Annotated in this window: 21 protein-coding genes and 3 pseudogenes; 19 read left to right on the top strand and 5 right to left on the bottom strand. The window is 62.9% G+C overall.

The genetic code is table 11. From position 1 onward, the window contains the following. Position 1 precedes the first annotated feature (1 nt). From VGV58_RS12300 to VGV58_RS12275, 6 genes are read left to right on the top strand one after another with little or no spacing between them, the layout of a single operon-like run. Complete coding sequence (locus VGV58_RS12300; protein ID WP_326874301.1) at positions 2–880, top strand: FAD binding domain-containing protein; 879 nt, start codon at positions 2–4, stop codon at positions 878–880. Then, complete coding sequence (locus VGV58_RS12295; protein ID WP_326874300.1) at positions 877–1,362, top strand: (2Fe-2S)-binding protein; 486 nt, start codon at positions 877–879, stop codon at positions 1,360–1,362. Before VGV58_RS12300 ends, VGV58_RS12295 begins: the two co-directional genes overlap by 4 nt. Further along, positions 1,359–2,117 (top strand): N-acyl homoserine lactonase family protein, encoded by a 759-nt coding sequence (locus VGV58_RS12290; protein ID WP_326874299.1) that lies wholly within the window; start codon positions 1,359–1,361, stop codon positions 2,115–2,117. The genes VGV58_RS12295 and VGV58_RS12290 overlap by 4 nt, the downstream gene beginning before the upstream one ends. Further along, positions 2,114–4,513, top strand: a complete 2,400-nt coding sequence (locus VGV58_RS12285) for a xanthine dehydrogenase family protein molybdopterin-binding subunit (RefSeq protein ID WP_326874298.1) — start codon at positions 2,114–2,116, stop codon at positions 4,511–4,513. Before VGV58_RS12290 ends, VGV58_RS12285 begins: the two co-directional genes overlap by 4 nt. Next, positions 4,510–5,268 (top strand): 3-oxoacyl-ACP reductase family protein, encoded by a 759-nt coding sequence (locus VGV58_RS12280; protein ID WP_326874297.1) that lies wholly within the window; start codon positions 4,510–4,512, stop codon positions 5,266–5,268. Before VGV58_RS12285 ends, VGV58_RS12280 begins: the two co-directional genes overlap by 4 nt. A gap of 41 nt (positions 5,269–5,309) precedes the next feature. Next, the gene (locus VGV58_RS12275; RefSeq protein WP_326874296.1) at positions 5,310–6,824 is read left to right on the top strand and encodes a class I adenylate-forming enzyme family protein; all 1,515 of its coding nucleotides are present in this window, start codon (positions 5,310–5,312) and stop codon (positions 6,822–6,824) included. A 62-nt stretch (positions 6,825–6,886) separates the two neighbouring features. Here VGV58_RS12275 and VGV58_RS12270 read toward each other — a convergent pair. Further along, positions 6,887–7,257: pseudogene (locus tag VGV58_RS12270) on the bottom strand (transposase); the annotation flags it as partial. A gap of 319 nt (positions 7,258–7,576) precedes the next feature. On the opposite strand from VGV58_RS12270, the gene VGV58_RS12265 reads away from it, so the two are divergent. From VGV58_RS12265 to VGV58_RS12215, 11 genes and pseudogenes are all read left to right on the top strand, one after another. After that, positions 7,577–8,512 carry a LysR family transcriptional regulator gene (locus VGV58_RS12265; protein WP_326874295.1) on the top strand — a complete coding sequence of 312 codons (936 nt, stop codon included), beginning with the start codon at positions 7,577–7,579 and terminating at the stop codon, positions 8,510–8,512. Positions 8,513–8,598: 86 nt separating this feature from the next. After that, a complete protein-coding gene (locus VGV58_RS12260) occupies positions 8,599–9,891 on the top strand; it encodes an FAD binding domain-containing protein (protein WP_326874294.1) in 1,293 nt (430 codons plus the stop codon). 39 nt (positions 9,892–9,930) lie between these two features. Beyond that, the gene (locus VGV58_RS12255) at positions 9,931–11,106 is read left to right on the top strand and encodes a M24 family metallopeptidase (protein WP_326874293.1); all 1,176 of its coding nucleotides are present in this window, start codon (positions 9,931–9,933) and stop codon (positions 11,104–11,106) included. 78 nt (positions 11,107–11,184) lie between these two features. Beyond that, entirely contained in the window at positions 11,185–12,318 is a 1,134-nt protein-coding gene (locus VGV58_RS12250) for an ABC transporter substrate-binding protein (protein ID WP_326874292.1), read from the top strand. A gap of 56 nt (positions 12,319–12,374) precedes the next feature. Next, the gene (locus VGV58_RS12245; protein WP_326874291.1) at positions 12,375–13,262 is read left to right on the top strand and encodes a branched-chain amino acid ABC transporter permease; all 888 of its coding nucleotides are present in this window, start codon (positions 12,375–12,377) and stop codon (positions 13,260–13,262) included. Continuing rightward, on the top strand, positions 13,259–14,251 hold the full coding sequence (locus VGV58_RS12240) for a branched-chain amino acid ABC transporter permease (RefSeq protein ID WP_326874290.1): 993 nt from the start codon (positions 13,259–13,261) through the stop codon (positions 14,249–14,251). The genes VGV58_RS12245 and VGV58_RS12240 overlap by 4 nt, the downstream gene beginning before the upstream one ends. Further along, positions 14,251–15,006, top strand: a complete 756-nt coding sequence (locus VGV58_RS12235) for an ABC transporter ATP-binding protein (RefSeq protein ID WP_326874289.1) — start codon at positions 14,251–14,253, stop codon at positions 15,004–15,006. Before VGV58_RS12240 ends, VGV58_RS12235 begins: the two co-directional genes overlap by 1 nt. 11 nt (positions 15,007–15,017) lie before the next feature. Beyond that, entirely contained in the window at positions 15,018–15,737 is a 720-nt protein-coding gene (locus VGV58_RS12230; protein WP_326874288.1) for an ABC transporter ATP-binding protein, read from the top strand. A gap of 90 nt (positions 15,738–15,827) precedes the next feature. Next, positions 15,828–16,643, top strand: coding sequence for an SDR family NAD(P)-dependent oxidoreductase (locus VGV58_RS12225; RefSeq protein WP_326874287.1), 816 nt, complete (start codon positions 15,828–15,830; stop codon positions 16,641–16,643). A gap of 104 nt (positions 16,644–16,747) precedes the next feature. Beyond that, positions 16,748–17,035 (top strand): YciI family protein, encoded by a 288-nt coding sequence (locus tag VGV58_RS12220; RefSeq protein ID WP_326874286.1) that lies wholly within the window; start codon positions 16,748–16,750, stop codon positions 17,033–17,035. Positions 17,036–17,177: 142 nt separating this feature from the next. Next, positions 17,178–17,305 (top strand): annotated as a pseudogene (locus VGV58_RS12215) (IS256 family transposase); the annotation flags it as partial. 132 nt (positions 17,306–17,437) lie between these two features. Here the strand turns inward: VGV58_RS12215 and VGV58_RS12210 are convergent. Then, positions 17,438–17,686, bottom strand: a pseudogene (locus tag VGV58_RS12210) (helix-turn-helix domain-containing protein); the annotation flags it as partial. Positions 17,687–17,747: 61 nt separating this feature from the next. Between VGV58_RS12210 and VGV58_RS28865 the strand changes: the two are divergent. Next, a complete protein-coding gene (locus VGV58_RS28865) occupies positions 17,748–17,924 on the top strand; it encodes an AMP-binding enzyme (protein ID WP_414643977.1) in 177 nt (58 codons plus the stop codon). A 103-nt stretch (positions 17,925–18,027) separates the two neighbouring features. On the opposite strand, the gene VGV58_RS12205 is transcribed toward VGV58_RS28865, so the two are convergent. Together VGV58_RS12205 and kce are read right to left on the bottom strand one after the other, a co-directional pair. Next, positions 18,028–19,230: an ABC transporter substrate-binding protein gene (locus tag VGV58_RS12205; RefSeq protein WP_326874285.1), complete on the bottom strand. Its 1,203-nt coding sequence runs from the start codon at positions 19,228–19,230 to the stop codon at positions 18,028–18,030. A 27-nt stretch (positions 19,231–19,257) separates the two neighbouring features. Beyond that, on the bottom strand, positions 19,258–20,190 hold the full coding sequence (gene kce / locus VGV58_RS12200; RefSeq protein ID WP_326874284.1) for a 3,5-dioxohexanoate:acetyl-CoA acetone transferase: 933 nt from the start codon (positions 20,188–20,190) through the stop codon (positions 19,258–19,260). Positions 20,191–20,433: 243 nt separating this feature from the next. Between kce and VGV58_RS12195 the strand changes: the two genes are divergently transcribed. Next, positions 20,434–21,480 (top strand): winged helix-turn-helix transcriptional regulator, encoded by a 1,047-nt coding sequence (locus VGV58_RS12195; RefSeq protein ID WP_326874283.1) that lies wholly within the window; start codon positions 20,434–20,436, stop codon positions 21,478–21,480. Positions 21,481–21,493: 13 nt separating this feature from the next. Here VGV58_RS12195 and VGV58_RS12190 read toward each other — a convergent pair whose 3' ends face one another. Beyond that, positions 21,494–22,705 (bottom strand): ABC transporter substrate-binding protein, encoded by a 1,212-nt coding sequence (locus VGV58_RS12190; protein ID WP_326874912.1) that lies wholly within the window; start codon positions 22,703–22,705, stop codon positions 21,494–21,496. Positions 22,706–22,781: the final 76 nt, after the last annotated feature.

The raw sequence follows: 22,781 nt of genomic DNA, 5'->3' as shown, positions 1-22,781 counted from the left end.
CATGAAACCCGCAGCCTTCGACTACGTCAGGGCCGAAAGTGTCGCGCATGCCGCCCAAATCCTCGCTGGCGCGGGCAGCGACGGCAAGGTCATCGCAGGCGGGCAGAGCCTGATGCCGATGATGAACTTCCGCCTCGTGAAGCCATCGGTGCTGGTAGACATCAACGCGATCGCAGGACTCGACCATGTGGAGCTGAATGGCTCCCGCCTTCGCATCGGAGCGTTGGTGCGTCACTTCATGACGGCGTGCGATCCAATCATCGCGCAGCACGCGCCGATCGTCACCGAAGCGATGAAGCATGTCGCCCATCTGACCGTGCGCAATCGCGGCACATTCTGCGGCAGCGTCTGCCATGCCGATCCGGCCGCCGAAATGCCGATGATGACTGTGCTGCTCGACGGGCGGATCCATGCCGTCTCGACCAGGGGAATGCGGATCATCCCGATCGGCGAGTTCTTCGCCGGCTCGCTCGTCACCTCGCTGGAGCCGGACGAGCTCGTCACCACCGTCGACCTCGCGACCACGGGTCGGGAGATGGGGTACGGCTTCCACGAATTTGCCCGGCGCCATGGCGATTATGCGCTGGCGGCCGTTGCAGTCTTGATGAGACGCGAGGCCGGGAAGGCCCGCGATGTCCGCATCGCGGTGATGGGCGTCGGCGAAATGCCGAGCCGCGTCCCGGCGGCCGAGGAGGTCATTGAAGGCAACGAGCTGTGCGACGCGGCAATCCTCCGGGCCACCGAGAGCTTGCGCACTGCGATATCGCCCAACAGCGATCTGAACGCTTCGGCCGACTACCGGCGCCATCTCGCGGGAGCGCTCGCCGGCCGCGCGATCCGTGACGCCTGGTCGCGCGCCAGGGAGGCGGTGCCGGCATGACGACCGTCAAGCGCGAGATTTCCGTCACCGTCAACGGGCTTCGACACAGCGTATCGGTCGAGCCGCGCATGCTGCTCAGCGACATGCTTCGCCACGAACTCGGCCTGACGGGAACCCATGTCGGCTGTGAGCAGGGAGTCTGCGGCGCCTGCACCATCCTGCTGAACGGACGCAGCGCCCGCTCCTGCCTGACGCTCGCCGTCCAGGCCGACGGAGCCGAGATCGAGACGGTGGAGGGCCAAGGAACGCCTGAAGCCCTCGGACGGGTCCAGCAGGCGTTCCGCGATCATCACGGCCTGCAATGCGGCTTCTGCACGCCGGGCTTCATCATGACCATCACCGACATCCTGCGGAACCACGAGTTGTCCGGCGACGACGAGATCCGCGAGGCGCTGTCCGGGAATATCTGCCGCTGCACCGGCTACGAGCACATCGTCGACGCCGTGCGCGAGCTCGTCCGCGAAAAGGAGGCCCGGCCATGAAGCTGCACTTTCTCTCGGGCGGGCGCCTGCGCATGCGCCGGTCGATCTATCAGCCGGACGCCGCCAAGGACGAGACGATCGAACTGCCGGTGTCCTGCGCGCTGATCCGCCATCCACACGGCAACGTACTCTTCGACACCGGCTGCAATCCGCAAGCCGCGACAGACCCGGACGGACGCTGGGGCGGTCTGGCCCGGGTCATGACGCCGATCTTCGACGAGAAGGACACGGTCGTGCCCCAGCTCGCCGCCCTCGGTCTCCAGCCGGGCGACATCGACATCGTGGTCTGCTCGCATCTCCACCCGGACCATTGCGGCTGCAACGAAGCCTTCCGCCACGCGAAGATCATGTGCCATGCCGCCGAGCTCGAGACGGCCAAGGCCGACGGCGCGGAGAAGCAGGGCTATCTCCCGCAGGAATGGGATCAGCCGGACGGTTTCGCCACCTTCGACCAGCGGCACGACCTTTTCGGCGACGGCCGGATCGTCCTCATCCCCCTGCCCGGCCACACCCGGGGCATGACCGGCGCCCTCGTGCAGTTGGACCGGGACGGGCGTTTCCTCCTCGCCGCGGATGCGGCGCCGATGCGCTCGTCTCTCGAAGGCATCTTGCCGAAGAACAACTGGAACCAGGATTTTGCGGCCACCTCCATCGCCGAAATCAGGCGCCTGCAGGCCGAAGGCGCAACCGTGATCTTCGGCCATGACGACGCGCAATGGGCTGCATTGCGCAAAGGCTCGGACTTCTACGCATGAGCCAGGTCGATGCCTCGGTCGAGCTGAGGCCCAAGCTCGTCGGCGCGCGCGTCAAGCGGACGGAGGATCCCCGCCTTCTGTCCGGCAACGGGCGCTATGTCGACGACATCACGCCCAAGGGCACGCTTCATGTCGCGCTGCGCCGGAGCGACCAGCCGCACGCCACGATCCGGTCGATCGATCTGGGCGACGTGTTCGACATCCCCGGCGTGGTCGCGGTCTTCGACGCCAGCGATCTGGAAGCCGACCTTGCGCCAGCGATCCCAACCTCGAAGATGAAGAACTACTACGCGACCCCGATCTGGCCGCTGGCCCGGGGAAAGGTGCGCTATGTCGGTGAACCCGTCGTCGCCGTCGTGGCCGACAGTCGCTACGTGGCGGAAGACGCGCTCGAACGCATCACGATCGACTACGATCCCATGCCTTTCGCCATCCGGCAGGTCGATGCCGTCGCACCGGACGCGCCTCTCCTTCACGAGGAGGCCGGGACCAACGTCATCATCTCCCGCGAATTCCAACGAGGCGAGGTCGACGAGGTCTTCGCGCAGGCGCCCGTCACGGTCCGCGCACGCTTCCGGATGACACGAAAGACCGCGATGGCGATGGAGACGCGCTCCTATCTCGCTGAATGGGACCGTCGCAAGCAGGCCCTGACCCTGCACTCTTCGACCAATATTCCGGGCATCATCCGGGACGTCCTGTCGAGTTGCCTCGACCTGCCGGGCAACCGCATGCGCGTCATCGCCCCCGATGTCGGCGGCAGCTTCGGCGGCAAGGGCTCGCTCTATCACGAGGAACTCCTCGTCTGCGCGCTCGCCCGCAAGCTCGACCGGCCGGTTAAGTTCGTCAGCGACCGGCTGGAAGACCTGACGGCGACCAGCCAGGCCTTCGACGAACTGATGGATGCCGAACTCGCCGTCGACGAGGACGGCCGCCTCCTGGGACTGCGCGCCGATGTGATCGGCGATATCGGCGCCTACTCGATCTATCCATGGACCGGCGCGCTCGAGCCCGTCCAGGTCGTCAGCTTCCTGCCCGGCCCCTATCGCATGGCGGCCTATCGCGGCCGGATTCGGGGCGTCCTCACGCCGAAGCCGCCGACCGGACCCTATCGCGGCGTCGGCCGCCCGGCCTCGACCTTCGCCATGGAACGTCTGGTCGACATGGCCGCACGCAAGCTGGGTCTCGATCCCGCGGAGATGCGGCGGCGCAATCTCGTCAACGCCGAGGAGTTTCCCTACCGCACGGGTTCCGGGATCATCTGGGATCGCTCGGCCTTTCAGGAATGCCTGCAGGCGGCCTGCGACCACGTCGATTACCCGGCATTGGTGCGCGAGCGCGACGCGGCCCGCGATCAGGGACGGTGGGTCGGCATCGGCCTCGCGAGCTACGCGGAATTGACCGGCATCGGCTCGCGTATCGCCGTCGCCCCCGGCATGCCGATCAACACCGGTGTCGAGACGGCGAAGATCACGATCGACGCCACAGGCGCAATCACCGCCGATTTCGGCATCTCCTCGCACGGCCAGGGGCTCGAAACGACGCTGGCGCAGGTCATTGCCGACGAGCTCGGCTGCCGCATGGAGGATATCGAGGTCCGCCACGGCGATTCCGCCCTCGTTCCGATGGGCACGGGGACCTATGCCAGCCGCTCCGCCGTCCTCGCGGGCGGTGCGGCGACGAAATCCTCTCATGTCGTCAAGGCGAAGGTGTTGAAGGCCGCCGCGCACCTCATGGAGGTGCCCCTCGAAGACCTCGAGGCTTCCCAAGGCATCGTGAGGTCCCGCTCGTCCAATCGCTCGCTGACTTTCAAGGAGATTGCCCATGCGGTTTATGCCCAGATGGGGCGTATTCCGCACGACCAGCGGGAAGATCTCGTCGCGACAGAAAGCTACGACCCCTATTTCGGCACCGCCTGCTCCTCGACCCACCTCGCCATGGTCGAGGTCGACCCGGAGACCTACGGCGTCACGGTCAAGCGCTTCGTCGTCGCCGAGGATTGCGGCCGGATCATCAACCCGATGATCGTCGACGGGCAGGTGCAAGGCGCCGTCGCGCAGGGCATCGGCGCGGCGCTGCTCGAAGAGGTCGTCCATGACGACGACGGGCAGTGCGTGACCGCCAGCCTGGCTGATTACCTCGTGCCGGTCGCATCGATCATTCCGCCGATCGGCATCGTCCATGTCGAGGCCGAGTTGCCCGGCACGATCGGCGGTTTCCGTGGAATGGGCGAAGGCGGAACCATCGGTGCGCCGGCCGCCATCGCCAACGCCGTCTCGGACGCTCTTTCACCATTCGGCATCGAAATCGACACGCTGCCCGTCACGCCCGACCGGATCTTCCGGCTGGTCGAGGCCGCACGGGCGAAGACCTCCAAGGAAAGGACCAGGACATGAACCTCTCTCTCGCAGGCAAGGCCGCGCTCGTAACCGGTGCAGGCCGCGATGTCGGCAAGGCTATCGCGCTCGAACTCGCGGCGCAGGGCGCCGCCGTCGCCATCAACTACCAGTCGAGCGCGGAGGCGGCCGAGAAGGTCGTCGGCGAGATCGGCGCGGCCGGCGGCAAGGCTATCGCCTGCAAGGCTGACATCGCGGATTTCGCTGAGACCAAGGCCATGGTCGACCGAATCGTGTCTGAGCTGGGCAGCATCGACATCGTCGTCAACAACGCTGGCATCGCCCAGCGCGCCCGCTTCCTGGAAACCACGCCGGAGCAGTGGAAGCGACATATCGATGTCGGCCTGCTCGGCACGGTCAACACCTCGCAGGCCGCCCTGCCCCACATGGTCCAGGCCGGCAAGGGCGGCCGCATCATCTCGCTCGGCGGCGATTCCTCCCGCGTCGGCGAGGCCAACCTCTCGATGGCCGCAGCTTCGCGCGCCGGCACGATCGCTCTGATCAAGTCCCTCGCACGCGAGTTCGGGCGCTACGACATCACCTGCAACGCGATCACGCTGGGCATGATCCAGTCCGCCCATTCGGACCCGGCCTGGCTGGCCGAGAACCTGCCCAAGATGGTGAAGAACTACCCGCTGAAGCGCATCGGCCAGCCTGCGGATGTCGCGCCCATGGTGGCGTTCCTCGCCTCAGCCGATGCCGCCTGGATCACCGGGCAGACCATCAGCGTCAATGGCGGCTTCGCGATGCTCTGACGCGTCGCAAAACCAAAAGACCTGTCCTGGGGAGGACGCCCATGATCATCACCGACCTCATCGCCCCGATCAGCGAGCTGTTGGGCCGGCAGGCGTCGAAACGCCCGCAGGCCCTGGCATTCCGGGACAAGGATCGTTCCGTGAGCTATGGCGAGCTGGCGGAGCGCACAGCCCGGATCGCAAGCCATCTCCAGGCCAATGGTGTCGGCCCCGGCGATCGCGTCGCGATCCACCTGCCCAATTCGGTCGACTGGGTGGAGGCCTGTCTCGGCATCGTCCGGGCGGGTGCCGTAGCCGTTCCGATCAGCTTCGACGCCACTGTCGACGAGATCGCCTATCGCATCGACGACGCGCAATGCGTTGCGGCCTTTGCCCGCGAGCAGAGGCGCGATGTCCTGCGTCAGGCTTCGGGCAGCATCGCGGTCATGACCTTCGAGAACGGAAAGGGGGCGGCCGTGGCGGAAGACGGAGCCGGCCCGGCGCCGCTCGACCCGCTCGACATCGAGCGACCGGCCTTCATCGTCTACACCTCCGGCACGACCGGGCGGGCCAAGGGAGTGGTGCTCTCTCTGCAGAGCATGCTGTGGGTCACGGCCGCCTGCTGGGCGCCGGTCGCCGGATTGAATGCCGACGACTACGTGCTGAATGCGCTGCCCCTCTATCACAGCTACGCGCTGAACCTCGCCGTGGTCAGCATCGTCGCCACCGGCGCCAGCGAATACCTGATGGAGAACTTCTCCACCTCGCGCCTGGCCGAGGTGCTCGCTCAGGAGCCGATCACGCTGCTGCCAGGTGTCCCGACCGTGTTCCACTACATGCTCGAGCGCGCGAAAGAGGACGGTCGCCGGACCTTGTCGCATGTGCGCATCTGCCTCTCGGCCGGAGCCGTCCTTCCCGGCCCGCTCAACCAGGAGTTCGAGAGCTGGTTCGGCGTCAAGCTCCTCGATGGCTACGGCATCACCGAGACATCGACGATGGTGACGATCAACACGCCCGGCGGTGGCCGCTTCATGGGTTCCTGCGGCCTGCCCCTGCCCGGATTGGCGACGCGCATCGTGGACCACGACGACCGCGACGTCGCGCCCGGTGGCGAAGGCGAACTGATCGTACGCGGTCCGAACGTCATGCTCGGCTACCACGACAACCCCGAGGCCACGGCCGCGGCCCTGCGCGACGGCTGGTACCGTACGGGCGATCTCGCGCGCGCGGACCGCTTCGGCTTCCTCTCGATCACCGGAAGGCTCAAGGAGATCATCATCCGCGGTGGACAGAACATCGCTCCGGTCGAGGTGGAGGAGGCAATTTTCGCCCATGAGAGCGTCCTCGACTGCGCAGTCGTGGGCATCCCCCATGAGTTTCTCGGCGAAGTCCCGGTCGCCTTCGTGATCCCGCGGGAGGGGCATCGCCTCGACGAGGAGGCCATCCTGGCTCACTGCCGGACGAGACTGTCAGGCTACAAGAACCCCCAGGCCGTCCACGTCGTGGCCGCGATCCCGAGAACCGGGTCCGGCAAGGTGCAGCGCTTCAAGCTGAAACAGCTGTTGTCGGAGAACTGAGGCGGCTTGGCCATGGAGAGGGGGCAACCGCGGCAGCTCGGTTCCGTACCGGCCCGTATGCGGTGATAGCTCGACGTGTCGAACTCCAGGACCGCACAGGCCCGCCGGATCGACACCTGCCACTCGCCACACATCAAGCCGACGAGCTCGCGCTTGCGACCAGGCCTCAGAGCTTTCGCCGGATGACGTCCTGCAACATCTCGCGGTCCAGAGCGAGGTCGGTAACGAGCTTGCGCAGCTTCGCGTTCTCGTCCTCGAGCTGCTTCAACCGGCGCATCTCGGCCGGCAGCAGCCCCTCGTACTTCTTCTTCCAATTGAAATAGGTCGCCTGGCTGATTCCGGCCCGCCGGCAGATCTCCGCCACCGGAATCCCATCCGCGCCCTGCTTCAGGATAAACGCCTTCCGCGCGTCCGAGAACTTCGAATCCTTCATCGTCTTCCGCTCCTCCCGGCTCAAGGGAAACGACGCGGAAAACTCTACCTCAAAGCGATCCAGTTTTAAGGGCTCAGATCAAAGTCGATGCGTCAGATCCGCGGCGTCACCGTCGTCGCCCCCGCGCTCCTGACTGGAGGCGCTGCAATATAACGGATATCTGCGGCGCGAGGATGCAAGCGGATCGGTCCTTGCCCTCTGGCACGAGGGCGTGCCGATCAAATAGATCGTCAAGCGCGCGGGCCATCATCACCAGATCGTCAGGCGGATCGGATAGCGGGTATGAACATGGAAGATGAGGGATATTGGGAGATTGTCAGTGACGATCGATGTTCGGAAGCTCCGCTACTTCGTCGCGGTCTTTGAGGAAGGCAGCTTCACCAGGGCCGCCAAGCGCGAGAATGTGGTTCAACCGACCCTATCCGTTCAAATCACTCATCTCGAGGAAGAGCTATCGGTCAAACTCCTCGAGCGCTCTGCGCAGGGTGTCAAGCCCACCCATGCGGGAGAGCGATATTACAAGCGCTGCATCCAGATCCTCAACGACCTGGAGATCGCAGCGCAAGAGATGCGCGATCTTAGCGGTCGGGTCACCGGCCTCATTCGTATCGGCGTCATGCCCTCGATCTGTCATGGACCGCTTTTCGCGATCGTCAACCGGTACACCGCTCGATACCCCGACGTTGAACTCCGTTTCCAGGAAGGCCTCAGCGGCGTTCTTGCCGATGCCGTCGTGGCCGGTGAACTGGACTTCGCCGTCGGCAATCGACCGGTCCCACTGACGCAACTGACCTATCGCGAAGTTTTGAATGATCGGCTCATTCTCATTTCCGGCAGTCAGAAGGAACTGCCTCGATGGAAGCCGTATCGGCTCAACGAGGTGCCGAACCTCAAACTGATCGTTCCCTCCTTGCGACAGGCGCAGCGGCGATTGATCAACGAACATATTGCCAGCGGCACTATTCAGGCTGACCAATTTCTCGAAGTCGATGGAGTCCTGGCCAGTCTGAACGTTGTTCGCGGATCCGACTGGTCGGTTCTGCTTCCGACGGTCGCGCTTCTGAATGAATCGGATTCGGAGGATCTGGTCATCAATCCGATCGAAGCGCCGATCCTCGCCTCGGATATCTTCGAGATGCATCTCACGAACGCGCCTCTGTCACTGCCTGCCCAGTGTTTCGTCGACCTGCTGCATGACGCGCTGTCGGAGATCGCCCCAACGCTCGGAAAGCCAAGGAACCATTCGGGGGTATAGTTTGGAACTATATCAGATATCAGAACTCATCATTTGAATAGATAAGTCGGGAGCAATAGAGGCTATGCGGTCGCCTGAAGACGCGCATGAGACGCATCGATGGCAGAGGAAACCAAAAGGGACAGACATTGACCGTCCGCACCCCCACGAAATCGCGTAAAGCCGTCATCATTGGCGGCTCGATGGCTGGCCTCTTCGCCGGGAATTTCCTGCTGCGTCATGGGTGGCAGGTCGACATCTACGAGCGTACTCACGACAGCCTGGCCTCGAGAGGTCTCGGCATCGCTTCGCATGGCGAGCTCCAGGAACTGATACTCGCCGCGGGCGCGACCGTGCCGGATCCTCTCGGCGTCAATGTGATCGGCCGAAGCGCCGTGGACAAGCTGGGCGAGACGATCGCGAGCTACGATTACCCGCAACAGCTTGCGGGATGGAACGGCGTGTACCGCAGCCTTTTGGCCGCCTTTCCGGCGGAGCGTTACCATCGCGGCTGGGAACTCGCGGGCATCGAGCAGAACGGGACGACCGCGATCGCGCGGTTCAGCGATGGGCAGGCCGTTGAGGCCGATCTGATTGTAGGCGCCGATGGGTTCCGGTCGGCGGTGCGCGCAGCGATCGCGCCGGGCATCCAGCCCCGTTATGCCGGCTACGTCGCATGGCGAGGCGCCGTCGACGAGAACGAGCTGTCGGATGTCTTTCGCGCGGAAACGATGGATCTGTTCAGCTTCTGCTTTCCGAAGGCGGGAGAATTCATCGGCTATCCGGTTCCTGGGGACGACGGATCGGCCGGGCTTGGGCGCCGACGTTATAATTTCCTCTGGTACTATCCAATTTCGCCCGGAATGGCTCTGACGGATATCCTCACGGACGCCGACGGCATCGTGCACGAGTACTCGATCTCGCCCCAATTGATCAGACCCGAGCACATCGAACGCCTGAGGGCCGATGCACAAGAGCTTCTGCCCAAGAAGTTCCTAGAGCCGTTCCTCCAGGCGGAGCGTTTCCTCATGCAGCCGATCTACGATGTGGAATCCGAGCGGATCGCCTTCGAGAACGTGGCGCTGATCGGTGATGCCGCGTTCGTGGCGCGCCCCCATGTCGGGGTCGGTGTCTTGAAGGCTGGGCAGGACGCCTACGCGCTGGCGCGCTGCCTCGAGCCGGACATTCCGGTCGCGGAAGCGCTCGCCAATTACGACGCGGCGCGCCTGGTGGAGGGCCGTGCTTCGGTCGTGGCCGGTCGGCGGCTCGGAGCCTTCATCGAGCAGGGGCTCGAGGGGCCGTGGGCCGATCCCAACCTGAAATTGGGGGTCGAGGACATCATTCGCGTCAGTGGCCGACCTGTGCAGCAGCACGATCCGGCCACCGCCTCTCTGGCGTGACACGCTAGTGCGAACGAAAGGGAGGATGGGATGGATGGAATGAGCACCAAGAACGGCTCGACGTTGCCCTTCGATGCCGGCAGGCTCGACCGGATCATGGACGAAACCGGGATCGACGTCTTGCTCGTCACCTCGAAGCACAACGTCCAGTACCTGCTGGGCGGGCACCGGTCGTTCTTCTTCGATTACATGGACGCGATCGGGACGAGCAGATACCTGCCGGTTCTCGTCTATCCCAAGGGGCGCCCCGAGGATGCGGCCTATATCGGCTCGGCGATGGAGGGCTTCGAGAAGGCGCTAGGCCGGTTCTGGCCGCCTACCGTGCAAACCGCAAGCTGGGGCAGCGAAGACGCGCTGAAGCTGGCGTGCGAGCATGTCGGGCGCATCATCTCCCCAAGAGACACGATCGGGATCGAGATGGCGTTTCTGCCATACGATGCGGGGCGTGTTCTGCATGACGCGATGGGCAACCGGCGAGTGCTCGATGCGACGTTCGCCCTTGAGCGCCTGCGGCTCATCAAGACGCCCGAAGAGATGAAGTTGCTGCGCCAGGCCTCGGACGCGGTCATCGCCTCCATCGGTGCGGTTTTCGACGCCAGTCAGCCGGGGATGACCAAGAACGATCTCGTTGCACACCTTCGCAATGAAGAGGTGAGCCGCGGCCTCAACTTCGAATATTGCCTCATCACCAGCGGTACCGAACTCAATCGGGCTCCGTCGGATCGTCGGATCGAGCCCGGCGATATCCTGTCGCTCGACTCGGGCGGTAACTACCGAGGCTATATCGGCGATCTCTGCCGTATGGGCATCGTCGGAGAGCCGGATGCCGAACTGAGCGACCTTCTTGATTTCATCGAAGACGTTCAGATGGCGGCGCGGAGGCCGATCAGACCCGGGACGCTAGGCGGCGAGATCTTCGCGCTGGCGGAACCGTTAATCGAGGCATCCGGCCACAAGGCCTACACGGAGTTCGTCGCTCACGGGATGGGCCTCGTGAGCCATGAGGGGCCGCGCCTGACCGGTAAAGGCGTCGTCCCTTACGAAGGATATGATGAAGACAGGCCGCTCGAAGCGGGCATGGTGCTCTCCATTGAAACAACGATGAAGCATCCGGTGCGTGGTTACGTAAAAATCGAAGACACTGTCGTCGTGACGGCCGACGGATGGGAAGGACTCGGCGATAGTCGCCGTGGGTGGAATCGTGTCGGGAGATAAATAGACTAAAGGTATCCTCGCATTTATCTCGCAGAGTGATGAAACGTAAAACGATAATCAATAAAGGGAGAGAAGCACATGCTGAGAAGCACTCTTGGTGCGGGGGCAGCCTTTGCCGCCGCGATGGTTCTGCCGCAGCCCTCCTTGGCGCAGGCGCCGGCAGGTGACCCGTTGAAGATCGGTGCCATCATATCGCTAACCGGGCCGGGCGCCGGTCTCGGTCATCCTCAGCGCCAGGCGATGTCGCTGGCGGAGAAGACGATCAACGCTGCGGGCGGCGTGAACGGACGTCCGATCCGCATCGTCATCGAGGACGACGGCTCCAAGCCCGATATCGCCAAGACGAAGGCGGAGCGGCTGATGTACGATGAGAAGGTCATCGCCATCATCGGTCCGTCGCTGACCGCCAGCACCGGTGCCGCAGCCGCCATCACCAACGGCGAGGGATTACCCACGCTCTCCTTCACGGGGCTCGGGCCGAAAATCGAACTGTCTTACAAGTCGCTTTTCCACCTTCTGCCGCCGCAGGAACTCAACGCACGAGCGATGCTGGAATACGCGACCAAGGAGCTGAAGGCCAAGAAGGTCGGCATCCTGCACGACACCGGCTATGGCCAGGTCGTCACGAACCAGCTCAACGAGTGGCGCGAAAGGTACGGCGTCGAGTTCGTCGCCGTCGAGAAATTCGAAGTCGGCGCCTCCGACGTCAGCGCGCAGGCCGCCAAGATCCGCGCGGCAGGTCCGGATGCCGTCTTCGTCATCGCCACGTCGGCGGTGCCCTTCCGCAATGCCCGCCAGGTGAAGATTGACCAGCCAATCGTCTCGGCGATCGGTTCGGCGACCTACGACTACGTGCGCGGCTTCGGGGAGTACGGCGACAACATCATCTTTCCGGAGTTCCTGGTCGGCGAGCAGCCGAAGGACAACCAGAAGGGATTCGTCGAACTCTTCCATAAGGAGTACGGCTCCTTCCCGAAGAATCAGGAAGCGGCGGCGTGGGACGGCGTGCATATCGTGGCGAAGGCGGCCGCGAAGGCGGGACCCAAGGCCGGGCCGAAGGAGCTCTCCGCCGCCATACGTGAACCGTATGCGGGCGTGATGGCCGCGTACGACTTCAGCAAGGACGACATGACCGGCGTTCAGCTGTCGAGCTACGTCTTCTCGAAGCTCGTGAAGGGCCGCTTCGAGCGGCTGCTTTTCACCGTCAAGTAGCATCACCCGGCGGCCGAAGGGCCGCCGCCCCAGCCTCTTCATAATTAGAGGGCGTCATGACGCTCACTCTGCTTGTGCAGTCCATCATTGCCGGGCTGACGAACGGTTTCGTCTATGGACTGATCGGTCTCGGCATCGCCGTCGTGTTCCGCGGTTCGCGGATCATCAATGCGATGCAAGGCGATGTCGCACTGATCGGCGCCGTCGTCGCCTACATCATCGGCGTTTCCCTTGGCTTGCCGATGTTCGCCGGCTTCCTGCTCGGTATCGTCGCTGGGGGACTGACCGGTTTCCTCGTCGACCGTTTCATGATCCGTCCGACGGCGAAGCGTCGCGGGACCGAGGATTCCTTCCTGCTCGTGACACTGGGCGGCGCCTTTGCGGTCTCGGCCACCGTTCTTCTGTATTTCGGCCGGGATTCCTACATTCTGCCCGGCGTCGGCGGCAACACAATGGTGGACGTCTTCGATGCTGCGATGCGCGTTCACGCGATCTGGCTGATCGCGATCAGCACGTTCGTCGTCTTTGGCCTGCGCTGGTTCTATACGAAGACCACGGTCGGCCAAGCCATGCTCGCGGCCTCGATCGATCCGGAGGGTGCGACGACACTCGGGATCAATGTCAGCTGGATGCGTGCCCTGACCTTCGGCCTTGGCGGGCTGGTAGGGGGACTGGCCGGTGTCCTGGTCGCTCCGCTAATCAACATTCAATACGAGATGGGCCTCCTCCTGACCCTCAAAGGCTTCGCGGCAGCCATTCTCGGTGGCCTGACTAGCCCATTCGGCGCGATCTTCGGTGGGGTCCTGCTCGGGCTCGTGGAAGCTCTCGCCGTCGTCACGATCTCGTCAGGCTACAAGGACGTGGTGTCGATGACGCTGTTGATCGCAATCATGATTGTCAGGCCGCAGGGCCTCTTCGGCAGCCGTGGTCGGCTGGGAGGATGAGATCCATGCGAACCATACCAGCTGAACGCATTTGGCTCTGGTCGGCCACGGCGCTAGCGCTTGTCGCCTGGGCCGTCCTGCCGAACTTCCTCGGACGCGGTGCGATCGACATCCTCGTATTCACCGGTCTCTACACCATCGCGGGGCTCGGTGTGTCCTTCCTTCTCGGCCAATGCGGGATCGTTTCGCTGGCGCAAAGCGGCTTCTACGGCATCGGCGCCTATGCGGCGGCCTATGGTACGACCACGCTCGGCCTGCCCATCCCCGTCTGCATCCTCGCCGGGATCCTGTTCAGCGCGCTGATCGCAGCCGCGGTCGGGACGCCGGTCCTGCGCCTCTCCGGCCATTTTCTGGCACTGGCTACGCTGGCGCTCGCCATCATCGCACACGTGCTGTTCCTCGAGTTCGAATGGCTGACAGGCGGAACGCTCGGCATCGGTGGTATCCCGCGCATAACCCTGTTCGGTTTCAGCTTCTCGACTCCGTACCGCTTCTATTATCTCGTATGGCCGTGCGCCTTCGCGCTGATCCTGTTCTACACGCTCCTGCTGAACTCCCGGACCGGAATTGCCCTGCGCGCCATGCGGGATGCCCCATCCGCCGCCGCTGTCGCTGGAATCCAGGTCGCGTCCCTCAAGGTCCGGATCTTCGTACTCAGTGCGGCGGTCGGCGCATTCGCGGGCAGCCTGTTTGCACACTACGTCTCCTTCATCAGCGTCGATAGTTTCGCGATTGACCGTGCCATCGGCTTCCTGCTGATTGCGGTGCTCGGAGGAGTGCGATCGATCCCCGGGACGATCGCCGGCGCCTTCTTCGTCACGGCAGCGCCCAACTACCTGAGCCGTCTCGGCGACATCCATCCGATCCTGTTCGCCGTTGCTCTTGTCGTTGCCGTGATCTTCTTGCCGGGAGGCTTCGGCGGCCTGATTGCATCCTTCTGGTCTCGGCTCGCGACACGCGGACGAGCCTCTTCCAAATCGAGGTCGTGATGAAAACCGTGCTCGATGTCCGTGCCGTGTCCAAGAGCTTCGGTGGCCTACACGTTCTGAAAGGCGTCAGTTTCTCGGTCGAGTCCGGCTCCGTCACCGGGCTGATCGGTCCAAATGGCGCTGGAAAAAGTACGCTGTTCAACATCATCTCGGGCTTCCTGGCGCCGACGCGGGGAGACATCGTTTTTCTCGGCGACGTCGCGACTGGGCACGACATTGGGACGCGATCCCGCGCTGGCCTGCAGCGGACTTTCCAGACCCCGCAGGTGTTCCGTGATCTCACTGTTCGCGAGAACCTTGTCGCCGGGTGCCATATGCGCGGGCGCACCGGTGTGCTGGAAGCGTTCTTCGGGCTGCCTGCCGTCCGGCGGGAAATGAAGCAGGCGCAGCAGCTCGCCGATCTCGCAATCGCACGGTTCGAACTGGAGGCATGGCGGGATGTCCCGGCTGGAGAGCTTCCGGCCGGGCGCCAGCGGTTGGTGGAGTTGGCCCGCGCGGTCGTCGTCGAGCCGAAGCTGCTTTGCCTCGACGAACCGTCTTCCGGGCTCAGCGCCGACGAAGTGCGCGTGCTGATGGCGACGCTGCGTCGCCTGAACCGCGAGGGCATGACGATCCTGCTCGTCTCGCACGACATGGAACTGATGGAGGTGACGGACACGATCCATGCGCTCTGCTTCGGCGAGATCATCGCGAGCGGCAGCCTCGAGGTGATGCGAGCCAGCCCTCGCGTCCGCGAGGCCTATCTCGGAACATGAGAGGACGACCCATGCTTTCGACCTATCAGCTCACCGCCGGTTATGGCGCCGTCCCGGTGCTTTTCGACGTCGAGATCGAGATTCGCGCGAGCGAGAGTGTCGCGATCATCGGCGCGAACGGCGCCGGCAAGAGCACCCTCGTGCGAACCATCTGTGGGCTGCTACCTACGATGGCAGGCTGCATCGAGAAGGAAGGCCGCTCGATCGAGACGCTCGCGGCTCATGGGCGCGCGGGCCTCGGCATCGCGGTCGTCCTGGAGGGGCGGCATCTGTTCGGCGAGCTCAGTCTCGAGTCGAATTTGCGGATCGCGGAAGCTCAAGGCCGCAAGCGCAAGGACGTGCGTTTCGATTTCAGCTTCGATGACGTGCTCGATCTTTTTCCATTCATGCGAGCCCGGCTCGATGCCCCGGTCGGCGTCTTCAGCGGCGGCGAGCAGCAGATGGTAGCTATTGGGCGCGCGCTCCTGCTGAAACCGGACCTCCTCATTCTGGACGAACCCTCGACTGGGCTTGCACCAAAGGTCGTTCGGGAAATCGTCCAGGTCATTCAGGGACTGCGCCGCCGCGGCATGAGCCTGCTGATCATCGAACAGCATGTCGGGGTCGCTGCTGAATGCTCGGATCGCGCATACGTCCTGGCATTGGGCCGGGTCGTGGATCAGCTCGAGCCGGACCGCTGGCATAACCGGGCAACCACGGACGATCTAGCGAAGGCCTATCTGGGCGGATAGGCGATCAGGTCTCGCCGCCCGGCGCAAACCGGCGACCACGAACCCCGGAACACGTCGAAACACATTTCTTGACGGGAGGATATCAGCATCATGGCGAGCGATAGGTCGATACTCGATACCTACAAGGATTTCGATCTCTCGGGGCGTTCGGTCATCGTCATCGGCAGCGGAGGGGCGCTGGGAGCCACCGGAGCGATCGCTCTCGCCGGGGCGGGCTGCCAGGTGACTTTGGCCGATCGTGACCATGCGGGATTGGACGCCACGGCCGCGACGATCGCGTCCAGCGGGGCAATGGTCGGCAAGATCTACGAGTGGCCCGACACGGAGGCGAACGCCGCCGCCATCGTGAAGGCGGCCGTTTCCACCTTCGGCCGGCTCGACGGGATGTTTGTGGCGACTGGCACGAATAACGTGAATTTCATCGAGGAACAGTCGATCGATGATTTTCGCAAGGTCCTGTCCGCAAACCTGGATGGCCATTGGCTCGCCTGCCAAGCAGCCGGGCGGCAGTTCGCCAAGCAAGGCAAGTCTGACAACAGATACAAGGTCGTCGTGACGTCCTCGACCCGTTCCAAGCTCGGCCTTCCGTCGGGATATGCGGCTTATTGTTCTTCCAAGGCAGGGATCGATGGGATGGTTCGAGCACTCGCCTGTGAATGGGCCAGCAAGAACATTAACGTGAACGCCATCGGCCCCGGTCTCTTCCGGTCCCCCATTACGGAATGGATGTGGGGGCAGGACGATCGGGCAAAGACGACGAGAGAGAGCATTCTGTCTCGCGTTCCCATCGGGTTCATGGCGGAGGCGCGCGACATGATCGGCGCGGTTCTCTTCATGCTCTCGTCCGCCTCCGATTACGTCACCGGTCAGACCCTGCATATCGATGGCGGATACACGGCCGATTGAAGATCTTTCTTCGATGCAGCGAATGATGACCGCAGCCTTGATCGTGATAGCGCGGTCGATCGAGACATGCGCAGGTTTCGCGGCCTAAAGGGAGTTGATGGATAATGTTGTTCTGTGTTCATGCCCTGGATCGGCCAAACGCCCTGCAGGATCGGTTGTCTCATTTTGAAGATCATCAGAAGTTTCTGGCGGATACGTCTGCCTTCAGCGTTCAGATCGTCATGTCGGGGCCGTTGATCACCGATCATGGCGAACAGATGATCGGAAGTCTGTTCGTCGTCGAGGCTCCCAACCGTACGGCCGTCGAGCGTTTCAACGCAGCCGATCCTTATCACGGTGCGGGTATCTGGGAGCGGATCACGATCACGGGATTCTTGAAGCGCCGGGGATAGGAGCCCACCGCGCGGGCGTAGTCATGAACGAGGTCTGCGGCGATCTACCTGGGGGCGCCTCTGGTTTAGCTCGTAGGTGGTCATCGGCGATTGCCAGTTAGGTTTGGATTGCGAGATCCACATCAGATCCGAGAGACCCCCGATGATTGACGAGATGATGAGCCTATGCGGGCTGCTGGAGAAGAGCCTCGTCGCCGATTTTCTGCGCGAGATGATCGGCTTTGCGGCGCAGCCCTGATGGAACTGGAGGCCTGCTGCCTGACCGGCGCCGGCCGCCGGTGTTGTGGACGGTCGGTTAAGCTAATCCCGCCTTCTTTTCGAACTCGCCCAGGCCGATGTAGACGGTCGTCGTGGGCCTGCAAATGGCGGTGTAGTGTTGATTTCCGCCGAGAAGTGACCCGTTAGTGGCAACAGCGTGTGCCGCCGGAAGGCAACGATGATGGCCTCCTCTTCAGCCGACAGAACCGACGACTTCGGCTCCTTTGGGCCGGTCGGCAGATCGGCGACCGAAGTCCGCTTCTTCCACTTCGCGACGGTCTTCGGGTTGATCCCGTAGTGCCTGGCGAGGTGCCTCAGGCTCTCTTGACTATGCTGTATCGCTCGACGGACCGCCGCCGTCGTGGTGGCGCTCCCGTGGTGAACCTGGCCCATAGCGCATCCCTCCAACTCTGCGAAAAGACTGCACCATCAAAATCGGGGATCAAACACCTAGATCATCGGGCACTGCCGATCGCGCTTGACGTCCTACAAAGTGCCCAACGCCATCCACGTCGTTTCCGAAATCCCGCGCACCGGGTCCGGCAAGGTCCAGCGCTTCAAGCTTCGGCAGATCCTCGAACGTGAAAGCACTATGCAGTCATGCTGGAATGAATGGCCAGACCGAGCCTAGAACGAAGGCGTGGTTTCCATAAGCGCTCCAAAAAGGAAGGCCTCGCGCTGCGAGGCCTTCGTCGTGGTTTCGTGATGATTGAGCTAAGTGCGGCCCACAGATCCTATTTGGCCAGGGGACAGCCACCTGCATCGAGCGGCCGGAACGCCTGCTCAGCCGGAATGGTCGCGAGGACTTTTGATTGATCCCACGGCCCTTTCGATTCGGCCTGAGATTTGACCTGCATCAGGTACATGTCGTGGACCATGCGGCCATCGACACGGAGTTGACCGCCTTTGGCGAAAGCGTCGTTGACGGGTTCCTTCCGCATCGCTGCGATAGCGCCAATAGCCTCATCGCTGCCGGTCGTCTCGATTGCCCGCAGGTAGTGGCGGACAGCCGAATAGGCCCCGACTTGAATCATGCTCGGCATTTTCCCAGTGCGGGCGAGATACGCCTTGGCGAAAGCTTGGCTCTCGGCATCGCGATCAGCAAACCAACCGTCGGGATAGACGAGTCCCTGAGCAGCGTTCAGTCCCAACGCTTGGATGTCCGTGGGAAACATGAGCAGGCTCGCCATGGTCTGCCCGCTTTGCGGCAAGCCGAACTCTTGCGCCTGCTTGATGGCCGTCGCGGTATCCGCCCCGGCATTAGCGAGCGCGACCACATTCGCTCGCGAGGATTGCGCCTGCAGCAGGTAGGAGGAGAAGTCCGGCGTGTTGAGCGGATGGCGCACCGCTCCCGCGACTTTGCCGCCGTTTGCCTTTAAGACCGCAGAGAGATCCGCTTCAAGCGCATGCCCGAAAGCGTAGTCGACCGTCAGGAAATACCAGCTGGCGCCAAGCCTTTTGACGCCGGAAACTCCCATGACCTGCGAGAGCGCGTAGGTGTCGTAGGTCCACTGTGCCGTCGTGGGTGAACAGGCGGTTCCGGTCAGCTGCGCGGTCCCTCCTCCGGAAACGAGAAGGACGCGGTTCTTGCGACGGGTAATGTCCTGCACGGCGAGCGCGGCGGCAGAATTCGGAACGTCGACAATGACGTCGACCTGCTCGACATCAATCCACTTGTTGGCGATCGAGGCCGCGATGTCCGGCTTGTTCTGGTGATCGGCCGAGATCAATTCGATCGGCTTGCCTGCAACGCGACCACCGACTTCGTCAATCGCGATCCGAACCGCCTCGACGGACCCTTTGCCCGTCGACTCGGCATAGGGGCCAGACATGTCGTTCAGAACACCGATCCTTACCTTCCCGTCGGAAATCTCTGCCTGCGCCATCGCAGGCAGCAACAATGATCCACACAAGACTATGGCTCCGAAGCCCTTCATGATCGTTCCTCCCCGTTCGCTTCTTCGTTAGAAACCGACGTTGTTCCCGCCCTTGGTCTGCAGCATCGACCGCGCCTCCTCCGGCGAGGCGATGTCGATGCTCAGCTCGTCCAGAATCCGCCGGATCTTGGTGACCTGCTCGGCGCTCGACGTCGCGAGCTTACCCTTGCCTGCATAGAGGCTGTCCTCGAGGCCTACCCGGACGTTGCCGCCGAGGATCGCGCTAAGAGTGACGAATGGCAGTTGATGGCGACCGGCCGCGAGGACCGACAGGTAGTAATCGGTCCCGAACAGCCGGTCGGCCGTAGATTTCATATGCATGAGGTTCTCGGGATCGGCCCCGACGCCGCCGAGAATGCCGAAAATGCATTGGATGAAGAACGGCGGTTTGACGATGCCTCTCTCGGCGAAATGGCTGAGCGTATAGAGGTGGCTCGCGTCGTAACATTCGAACTCGAAGCGTGTGCCCAGGTCTCCGAGCTCCGACATGCCCCGCTCGATCTGCTTGAAGGTGTTCGAGAGAATGAAATCCGTCGTCGACTCCAGATAGGGACGCTCCCAGTCGAACTTGAACTCCCTGATCTTTGCGGCCGCCCCCGATATGTTGAAGTTCATTGACCCCATATTCATGGAAGCGACCTCCGGCTGCGCCCACTTCGCTGCCGCAAGACGCTCGTCAAGCGTCATTCCAAGGCCACCGCCCGTGCTGATGTTGAGGATCGCCGCCGTCTGCTGCTTTATCCGCGGCAGAAACTGCTTGAACACGTCCGGCGACGGCGACGGCTTGCCCGTTTCAGGATCTCGCGCGTGCAAATGGATCATTGCCGCGCCGGCCTCCGCAGCACCGATCGCATCCCGCGTTATGTCATCCGGAGTGACCGGAAGGTAGGGGGACATGGTCGGAGTATGGATCGACCCAGTCACCGCGCATGTAATGATGACCTTGTTCGCTTTCCTCATGATCAGCCCTCTCTGAAGTTGGGTTTCATCCCACGCATTACGGCGGACCGGCAGCCTAGACCGCGTCGCCTCTTGCTGTTACTTTCATTATTAGACTGACTTGAAAACCTGTCAACGCGCGCGGCGCGTGTCAAACTCCCCGGGGGCGGCAACAATCGAGACACAGGTCCCGACGCGCATCGCCATAGGCAACCGGCGCTGTTGAGACTATGCGTGGTGGCGCCAACGTGTGCTAAGGAGCCAATGACCAGATCAGTGCAACAAATCCGCGCCCAATTGGAAACGCAGCAGAACCACACTGAGACGAGCCCGGTAGCGGCATCCGTAGGTGTGGAACGCCATTGCTCGGTTGGCCGAGCGATCGCCATCCTTTCGGACGCGTGGGCATTTCTAGTTATCCGCGAATGCCTGTTCGGAGCTCGGCGCTTCGACGACTTTCAGGGTCGCCTTAAGGTGCCTCGCCAAACGTTGACGGAGCGCCTGAAGCGCCTGACCGATCAGGGTATCCTCAAACGTTCGGCTTACCTCGAACGCCCCCTTCGCTATGAGTATCGCCTCACTGAAATGGGGATCGACCTTTACCCCAGCATGATCGCGATGCTGCGCTTCGGCGACAAGTGGCTCGACGGGGTGCCGCGAATCCCGCTGCGCTTGATTCACAAGAACTGCGGCTGCCACAGCGAGCCGATCGTGGCCTGCTCGGCCTGCGGCGAGGAACTCAAGGCGCGGGAGGTCAGCTATCGCGATGGTCCAGGCGCCGGGCGAAGCGCGCCGATCGAGTTCCGGCGGTCCCGCCGCTCCTCCGACAGCGAGCACTATAACCGTGGCCGTCCCTCCTCGGTTTCCCGTACCTTGCAGATCATCGGCGACCGCTGGACCTTCAAGGTCTCGCGGGAAGCGTTCCTGGGAGCGCGTCGCTTCGACGAGTTCGAGGAGCGGCTGAACATCGCGCCGAACATCCTGACCGACCGGCTCAACCGTCTGGTCGAGAAGGGCATCTTCGAGCGGCATTTGTATCAACGCCTTCCCGACAGGTTCGAGTATCGCCTCACACCTATGGGGCTAGAGCTCTATGGGCCGTTCGTGGCTATCCTCGCCTGGGGCGATCGTTGGCTTTCACACGGCGCGCCGCCGATGATTCTGACTCACAAGACCTGCGGTCAGGATTTCACCCCACAGGTCATCTGCGACAAATGCAGGCAACCCATCCACGCTTGGGAAATGGCCTACGAGCGCAACTACGACGTGACCGACGACGGAGAAATCCGGATCAGGGAATACGATCCCTGATCCGGATGCCCTCTCACTTCTTGACGAGCGGGCACGTGCTTTCGGAAAGCGGCCGGAAAGCCTCGTCTCGCGGAATGGTCTTGACCAGCTTGTAGTAGTCCCAGGGCGCCTTCGACTCCTTGGGGGTCTTCACCTGGTAGACATACATGTCGTGGATGAAGCGGCCGTCCTCGCGGATAATGCCGTCCTTGGCGAAGAAGTCGTTGACCGGCGTCGACTTCATCTTGGCCATGACCGCCTTCGCATTGTCGGTCCCGGCGGCCTCTATGGCTTTCAGATAGTGCATCGTTGACGAGTAGTCTCCGGCGTCGCCCATGTGCGGCATCCGTCCCATCTTGTCATAAAAGCGCTTCGACCAGGCGCGCGTCGCCTCGTCCCGATCCCAGTAGAAGGCGTCGGTGAGGATCATGCCCTGCGCCGTTTCCAGTCCCAGGGCATGGGTATCCGGCAGCCAGACGAGGAGGCCAGCGATGGTCTGGCCCCCGTCCGAGATGCCGTAGTCCTTGGCGGATTTCACCGCGTTCACGAAAACGGTTCCGGAGCCCGCGATGGCGACGACCTTCGCCTTGGAAGCCTGCGCCTGCAGCAGGAAGGAAGAATGGTCCATCGTGTCGATCGGATAGCGCACGGAACCAACGATGTTGCCCTTGGCAGCCTTCACCGCCGCAGAGGTATCGGCTTCCAGCGCATGGCCAAAAGCGTAGTCGGCGGTCAGGAAGAACCAGCTCGTGCCGCCCTTCTCGATCAATGTCTGCCCGGTGCCCTTGGCCAGCGCGTAGGTGTCATAGGCATAGTGGATGCTGTTGGGCGTACAGGCGTCCATCGTCAGCCGGGACGTACCAGAGCCGTTTACAATGGCGATCCTGTCCTTCTCCTTCGCGATGGAGACCACGGACAGCGCGATCGACGAGTTGATCAGGTTGGCGACCATGTCGACCTTCTGGACGTCGAACCACTCGCGCGCCTTGGCGACGGCGACCTCGTTACGGTTCTGGTGGTCGGCCACGACCACCTCGACAGGCTTGCCGAGAACCTTGCCGCCGAAGTCCTCGACCGCCATGCGGACCGCAGCCACCGCGCCGGGGCCGGCCTGATCGGAGAACTGGCCGGACATGTCCGTGAGAACGCCGATACGGACGGCCTCATCGGAAATCCCTGACGATTGCGACCACGCAGCTGACACCGCCAAACCCGAAACCGCAGCTGTTACCGCCAGTGCGGCCATATGCTTTTTCAACATGCTTCTACCCTCCCTCGAAGTTCCTCGCCGGCAACGCGTCGTTGCGTCCGCCAGTGCCCGT

It is taken from the genome of Allobosea sp., from assembly GCF_035944895.1.
Classification (GTDB): domain Bacteria; phylum Pseudomonadota; class Alphaproteobacteria; order Rhizobiales; family Beijerinckiaceae; genus Allobosea.
The sequence above is the reverse complement of the archived record's forward strand: the minus strand, read 5'-3'. Positions and strand labels throughout refer to the sequence as shown.